Origin of the sequence: Streptomyces sp. NPDC047028 (genome assembly GCF_040644095.1) — a bacterium.
Classification (GTDB): Bacteria; Actinomycetota; Actinomycetes; order Streptomycetales; family Streptomycetaceae; genus Streptomyces.
In genome coordinates, this window is record NZ_JBEYVS010000003.1 from 295,802 (window position 1) to 302,148 (window position 6,347).

Below are 6,347 nucleotides of genomic sequence, written 5' to 3' on the forward strand. Positions count from 1 at the left end.
GCGTCCGCCGTACGAGGCCGTACGGACGGATCACCGGGGCTCAGCGGCGCTTGCGCAGGGCGCGGCCCAGCACGATCGCCGAGGCGACGGCGAGGGCCGCCGCGGGCGCGGCCCAGCGCAGGACTGCGGCGTTCGCGACACCGGACTGGGGGGCCGGGACGGGGGCGTAGCGGCCGCGCGGCGGGGCGTGGTCGACCTCCTCGGCGCTGCGGCCGATCATCGTCCGGCGGGCGTGGGCCGCTTCGGCGGGGGGCTCGGCGGGGGCGGTGAAGTCCTCGGCGAGCCCGCCCTCGGAGCCGGCGCCGGCCGCCGCGCCGGTCTCGGTGCCGGTCTCGGTGCCGGTTTCGGCGTCGTCCCCGGCCTCGGTGCCGTCCCCGGCCTCGATGTCGGCGGCCGGGTCCAGGGAGGGCGGGGGGACGTCGGTGTCGTGGACGGAGAGATGCCCGGCCTCCGGCGCCTGCCCCGGCTTCTCCGGCTCGGGTGCCGTCGGCGGCTCCCCGGGGAGTGCCGCCAGGGCCTCCAGGAAACGGTGCAGCAGGCGGGTCGTCGCCGAGGTGACCGCGTCCGCCGGGAGTTCGGTGACGCGGCCGTCCGCGTCGGCCGTGCCCTCGACGGTGACGGTGGAGCCGCCGTCGGCGTCCGCGAGGCGCAGGGTGAGGGCGAGCTTGACGGAGCCGGTGCCGCGGGCCTCGGTGGCGTCGCCCTCGATGGCGTACGTGCCGTCCTCGCGGGGCGTGATCCGGGCCGTGCCGCGGTAGGTGACGGAGTGCCCGCCCACGCGCAACTTCAGCCGCCCGGCGACGGGTTCGGCCCCGGCGTCCTGTTGCAGCCCGGGGACCGCCCGGGCGACCCGGGCGGGGTCGGCGAGGGCTTCTCTGAGCCGCGAGGTCGCTGCCGCTACGTAGACCTGGTGCTCCATGGTGGGTGAGAGTACCCAGTCGGAGCCGGAACGTACCCTCCCGTGAGCGGGCGCACGCGGGGCGCCCGAGTTCAGTAGCGCGGATGCACCAATGTCGACGGCGGCAGTCCCGGGATCCGGGTGCGGGCCGCCGCCCGTCCGTCGGCCGTCAGCTCCTCCTGGTCCAGCGTCCGCGGTCGTGGCCCGCCGGGGTCCAGCGCCAGTGCGGGTGGCGTGCGGCCGGGTGCGGCGAGCAGGAAACCCCATTCGTGCGGGGCGCGGGGAGCGCCGGCGCCGGCCGAGCGGTCGGGGCCGGCGGCGAAGCCGGTGTCGTGGCCGAGGACGCGGTAGGGGGCGGTGGCGAAGCCGGCCGCGCGGAGGGTGGCCTCCACCGTCCAGAAGGCGCGCGGCCGCGTGGAGACGGTGCCGGCGTGCACCACGAGGCGCCCGCGCGGGGCGAGAACGCGGCGGACCAGACCGTAGAACTCCTGTGAGTACAGCTTGGTGCTGGCCGTGATCCCGGGGTCGGGCAGGTCGGCGACGACGACGTCGTACGACGCCGGGGGCGCCGCCCGCAGCCAGGTGAGGGCGTCGGCGGTGGCGGCGTGCACGCGGGGGTCGTCGTAGGCGTGGCCGTTGAGGGCGGAGAGGCCGGGGTCGCGGCGGGCCAGGCGGAGCAGCCCGGCGTCGAGTTCGACGACGTCGACGCGGCGCACGTCCCGGTGGCGCAGGACCTCGCGGGCGGCGAGGCCGTCGCCGCCGCCGAGGATCAGCACGCGCGCGTGCGGGCCGGTCAGCGCGGGGTGGACCAGCGCCTCGTGGTAGCGGCGTTCGTCGTGACCGCCGACCCGGAGGCGGCCGTCCAGGAACAGGTCGAGCGGGCGGCCGTGGGCGCCACCGGTCAGCACGATCTCCTGGACGTCGGTCTGCAGCGCGACCCGGACATCGGCGCCGTACACCGCGCGCCGGGCCGCCCGTTCGAAGTCGCCGGCGAGGGCGGCGGCGGAGGCGAGGACGGCGAGCACGGTGACGCCGACGACGAGGAGCGTCCAGCGGGCGCGGCGGGTCAGGTCACGGCGGAACAGGCCGAGGACCAGGGCGCCGCCGGCGACGACGTTGACCGTGCCGGTGACCAGCGCGCCGGTCAACTGGCCCAGGAACGGCAGGAGGAGGAAGGGGAAGGCGAGGCCGCCGACCAGGGCGCCCACGTAGTCGGCCGCGAACAGGTCGGCGACCGCACCGCCCGCGTCCTGGCGGCGGATCCGCTGGATCAGCTCCATGAGCAGCGGGACCTCGGCGCCGATGAGCAGGCCGATGGCCAGGGAGAACGCGACCAGCAGACAGCGGGGGCCGTCGGCCCACAGGCCGCCCCAGCCGCCGGTCCAGGCGAAGACGGCGTACAGGGCCATCGCGCTGCACCCGCCGACGAGGGCGAGGGCGATCTCGATCGCGCCGAAGCCGGCCGCCGCGTGCCAGCGGAGCCGTTTGGCGGCGAGGGAGCCGATGCCCATCGCGAAGACCATGACGGACAGCACGACGGACGCCTGGGTGACCGAGTCGCCGATCAAGTACGAGGCGAACGCGACGAGTTCCAGTTCGTACACGAGTCCGCAGGCCGCGCACACGAAGACGCACACGAGGACCAGGAACCGCCCGGTGCCGGGCCGGACGGGCAGCCGGGCGGGGCCTGTCCAGGGCGGGGCCCCCGGCGGCGCGGGGGCGTGCGGTTCGATCACGGTGCGACGTTACGTCACGGGCTCGGTACGCTTCGTCACCCACACGTGTGGAACTCGGGCGAGTTGACATACGGCGGGTTTAACCGCCACGACAGCGTCCCGAAATCCCTTCGGCACAGCTCCTCTTGGGTCCGTCGGCCGCCGCTCAGCCCGGCTGCGGCGCCGGCTGGGCCGCCGCGACCCGCGCCCCCACGCGCGTGCGGGTGGCGACCAACTGGCCGTCCTGCGGGTAGGCGTGCCAGGTGCGCCAGTGCACCTGTCCCTCGTGCCGCTGGGCGAGCATCGCGGTGAAGGCGTGCGGGCTGCCGGGGAACACCCCGGCCAGACCGTGCGGATGGTCCGTGACGAGGGCCAGCAGCTCCTGGGCGCGGCCCGCGAAGGAGCCGGGGCCGAGCACTTCGACGCGGGCCGCGAACTCGTACTCCCAGTCGCCGATCCGCTTGGCGACGCCGAGCGGCAGCGGGGTGCTGGAGCCGGGGATGCAGGCCACCGTCTCCGAGCAACTGCCCCGCTTCTCCTCCAGGAGCACCTGGTGGGACGCGCCGAGCAGTCTCAGCTGGAGCTTGGCCCCGACGAGTTCCAGATCGAGCGTGGCCAGGGCGGGCAACGGCTCGCGCCCGAGGGCCCAGGCGAGGTCGGCCGCGCGCGTATCGGTGTAGGAGGTGTTCAGGGTCGTGAGCATGGATCGGCTCCGCTAGCACGCAAGGAGGGGGGAGATCGGCCGTGCCGGCCGATCGGCCATGTCAGACCGTCAGCCCGGCCGGGCCCGGCCGGGGAGGGGAGTCTGCGAGACGTCCGAGGGGCTGCGTCGGTGAAGTAGAGGGAATCATGAACGGCGGAGCCGTCACAGCGTTTTTACCCAACTTCGGAGGGTTTCCATCCCCTAGAGGGCTCCACAGCTCAACTGTTCAACTACGGCGCCCCGAGGAACCCTGCGAGGTCATGTTCGGACGGGGTGCGGCGGGGCGCGACGGTGGGCGCCCGCCGGTGTCGTCCCCCGGCGGGCGCCTGTGCGTGGAAGCTCGGCTGCCCCGTGTCAGCTGCCTCCCCCGCATCCGCCGCCGCCACCGCAGGACGAGCCACCTCCGCAGGAGGAGCCGCCACCGCACGATGAGCTGCCGCCGCACGACGACGAGTGGCCACCGCCGCAGGAGTGCCCCGAGTGTCCCCCGTGGTGGCTGTGGTGCCCGCCGTGTCCCCCCGAGGAGGAGCCGGCGTCGGCCGCGGTTCCGGCCCACCAGCTGTTGCCGCTGTCGTACCTGGAGGACGAGGCCGAACCCCGCCGCGCACCCGCGCCCCGGCCGTGGCACTTGCGGTTCACCCGGCCCACGGCCACGAAGAACACGACGACGACGGCCACCAGGATGATGCCTACGGTCATGGCGCCACCCTCCTTCCCTTCCCCCGGAAGCGACCCCCCGTGGGCGCCTCGCCGGTCCCGCGTCTGGCGCGGTGAGCGAGGGATGCCCGGCCGTCACGGCCGCCAAAGCAGAGTTGAGGAACTTCTGAGCGTCAACTCGGGGAACGCGGCCTGACCTTCGGAGGTCGGGAGACGAGGGACCAGGAGAAGAGCGGATCAGCGGCGCTGCCGGGCGACCGGCTGCCTGACGCGCTCGGTCTCGTCCTGCACGAGCAGGGACAGCAGGGAGGCCACGGCGAGGCCGGCCTCCGCCGGATGGCGCAGCACCTTGTCCGGCTCGATGAAGTACGTGTTCGTGCGCCCGTCCCTGCGGTGGGAGAGGTAACCGTCCCGCTCCAGATCCGAGATGATCCGCTGGACGGCACGCTCGGTGAGCCGGCAGTGGGCGGCGATGTCACGGATGCGGACGTTCGGGTTGTCGGCGATGGCCGCAAGCACACGCGCGTGATTGGTGATGAACGTCCATCCGGTGTGAGGTTCGGGCACTTCAGCCATGCCCCGCATTTTACGGTCCAGCATTGCCAGAACGCAGATACATGACATACTTTTCCGGTAACGGATGACCTGATCTCGCGAGCGAGCGTTCACAGAGAGGGCCGGAAGGGTGCACTGCGACAAGGCCGACATGCCGATGACACCGGGCCAGGAGGGCGGGCCACTGATGCCCGAACAGGCGACTGGGCAGGCGACCGAACAGATCACCGAGCCGGCGACCGAACAGGCAGCGATGTCCGAGTACGCCGTGCACGGCGCCTGGGTCGTCGTCGCGCGGGGCGACTACGACATGCACACGATCGCGCCCCTGGCGAAGGCCCTGGAGGACGGGGCCGGCACGCGTCCGAAGGTGATCCTGGACGCCTCGGGGGTCACCTTCGCGGACTCGACGTTCCTGAACCTGCTGATCCGCGCCCACCACTCGGGCACCCTGCGTCTGGTGGCGCCGTCACCGCAGGTCCGGCGGCTCTGCGAGATCACCGGCGCCGACGCCGTCCTGGAGATCCGGGGGACGGTGGACGAAGCCGCCTCCTCCTGAGGGCACGGTTGAGGAACCCCGGAGCCTGGGCGGAGGATGGCCGCCATGACCTCCACCGCGCGCCCCCACCTCAACCGCCGGCTGGCGGAGTTCGGTACGACGATCTTCGCCGAGATGTCCGCCCTCGCCCAGTCCACGGGCTCCATCAACCTGGGCCAGGGCTTCCCCGACACGGACGGACCCGAGGAGATCAGGGAGGCGGCCGTACGGGCGCTGCGCGACGGGCGCGGCAACCAGTACCCGCCGGGCCCGGGCGTCCCCGAGCTGCGCACCGCGGTCGCCGCGCACCAGCTGCGCCGCTACGGGCTGTCGTACGACCCCGACACGGAGGTCCTGGTCACGGCGGGTGCGACGGAGGCGATCGCGGCGTCCCTGCTGGCGCTGCTGGAGCCGGGCGACGAGGTCGTGGCGCTGGAGCCGTACTACGACTCCTACGCGGCGAGCATCGCGATGGCGGGCGGCCGGCGCGTCCCGGTGACCCTGCGCCCGCACGACGGCGCCTTCCGGCTCGACCTGGACGAACTCCGCGCGGCCGTCACCGACCGCACCCGGCTGCTGCTGCTCAACACCCCGCACAACCCGACCGGCACGGTCCTCACCCGCGCGGAGCTGGCCGCGGTCGCCGAGCTGGCGGTGGAGCGGAACCTGCTGGTGGTGACGGACGAGGTGTACGAGCACCTGGTCTTCGACGACGCCGAGCACATCCCGCTGGCCACGTTCCCGGGCATGCGGGAGCGCACGGTGACGATCGGCTCGGCCGGCAAGACGTACTCCTTCACCGGCTGGAAGGTGGGCTGGGTGACGGCCGCCCCGGAGCTCGTCTCCGCGGTCCGCTCGGCGAAGCAGTTCCTGACGTACGTCGCCTCGGGCCCCTTCCAGTACGCGGTGGCCGAGGCGCTCGCCCTGCCCGACTCCTACCTCGACGACTTCCGCCGGGACATGCTGGCCCGCCGGGACATCTTGGCGGAGGGGCTGACCGCGGCGGGTTTCGCCGTCTTCCGCCCGGCCGGCACCTACTTCATCACCACCGACATCAGCCCGCTCGGCGAGAAGGACGGCTTCGCCTTCTGCCGCTCCCTGCCCGAGCGGGCGGGCGTGGTCGCCATCCCCAACGCGGTCTTCTACGACGACCGGGCGGCGGGAGCCCCGTACGTTCGGTTCGCCTTCTGCAAGCGGAAGGGTGTGATAGAAGCAGCAATCGAAAGGTTGTCTGAGCTGCGGAAACGCTGATCTCAGCGTCCGGAGCTGGGTAAATCAGGC

Annotated in this window: 7 protein-coding genes; 2 read left to right on the forward strand and 5 right to left on the reverse strand. The window is 73.4% G+C overall.

Annotated elements, in window-relative coordinates; translation table 11 throughout:
* Positions 1-40: 40 nt before the first annotated feature.
* The 5 genes from ABZ854_RS04930 to ABZ854_RS04950 all read right to left on the reverse strand — a co-directional run bounded on the left by ABZ854_RS04930 (position 41) and on the right by ABZ854_RS04950 (position 4,549).
* The gene (locus tag ABZ854_RS04930) at positions 41-919 is read right to left on the reverse strand and encodes an SRPBCC family protein (protein WP_361204295.1); all 879 of its coding nucleotides are present in this window, start codon (positions 917-919) and stop codon (positions 41-43) included.
* Positions 920-990: 71 nt separating this feature from the next.
* A complete protein-coding gene (locus ABZ854_RS04935) occupies positions 991-2,634 on the reverse strand; it encodes a polyamine aminopropyltransferase (protein WP_361204298.1) in 1,644 nt (547 codons plus the stop codon).
* A gap of 145 nt (positions 2,635-2,779) precedes the next feature.
* A complete protein-coding gene (locus ABZ854_RS04940; protein WP_361204301.1) occupies positions 2,780-3,316 on the reverse strand; it encodes a DUF2617 family protein in 537 nt (178 codons plus the stop codon).
* A 354-nt stretch (positions 3,317-3,670) separates the two neighbouring features.
* A complete protein-coding gene (locus ABZ854_RS04945; protein ID WP_361204304.1) occupies positions 3,671-4,015 on the reverse strand; it encodes a hypothetical protein in 345 nt (114 codons plus the stop codon).
* A gap of 195 nt (positions 4,016-4,210) precedes the next feature.
* The gene (locus tag ABZ854_RS04950) at positions 4,211-4,549 is read right to left on the reverse strand and encodes a helix-turn-helix domain-containing protein (RefSeq protein WP_361204307.1); all 339 of its coding nucleotides are present in this window, start codon (positions 4,547-4,549) and stop codon (positions 4,211-4,213) included.
* 130 nt (positions 4,550-4,679) lie between these two features.
* Between ABZ854_RS04950 and ABZ854_RS04955 the strand changes: the two genes are divergently transcribed.
* Both ABZ854_RS04955 and ABZ854_RS04960 read left to right on the forward strand, forming a co-directional pair.
* Complete coding sequence (locus tag ABZ854_RS04955) at positions 4,680-5,087, forward strand: STAS domain-containing protein (protein ID WP_361204310.1); 408 nt, start codon at positions 4,680-4,682, stop codon at positions 5,085-5,087.
* A 36-nt stretch (positions 5,088-5,123) separates the two neighbouring features.
* Positions 5,124-6,317, forward strand: a complete 1,194-nt coding sequence (locus ABZ854_RS04960; RefSeq protein WP_361204313.1) for a pyridoxal phosphate-dependent aminotransferase — start codon at positions 5,124-5,126, stop codon at positions 6,315-6,317.
* Positions 6,318-6,347 lie beyond the last annotated feature (30 nt).

What these genes read in the sequence shown, in the direction of transcription:
- ABZ854_RS04930 (WP_361204295.1), bottom strand. Translation starts at nt 919, where the DNA reads ATGGAGCACCAGGTCTACGTAGCGGCAGCGACCTCGCGGCTCAGAGAA.
- ABZ854_RS04940 (WP_361204301.1), bottom strand. Translation starts at nt 3,316, where the DNA reads ATGCTCACGACCCTGAACACCTCCTACACCGATACGCGCGCGGCCGAC.
- ABZ854_RS04945 (WP_361204304.1), bottom strand. Translation starts at nt 4,015, where the DNA reads ATGACCGTAGGCATCATCCTGGTGGCCGTCGTCGTCGTGTTCTTCGTG.
- ABZ854_RS04950 (WP_361204307.1), bottom strand. Translation starts at nt 4,549, where the DNA reads ATGGCTGAAGTGCCCGAACCTCACACCGGATGGACGTTCATCACCAAT.
- ABZ854_RS04955 (WP_361204310.1), top strand. Translation starts at nt 4,680, where the DNA reads ATGCCGATGACACCGGGCCAGGAGGGCGGGCCACTGATGCCCGAACAG.
- ABZ854_RS04960 (WP_361204313.1), top strand. Translation starts at nt 5,124, where the DNA reads ATGGCCGCCATGACCTCCACCGCGCGCCCCCACCTCAACCGCCGGCTG.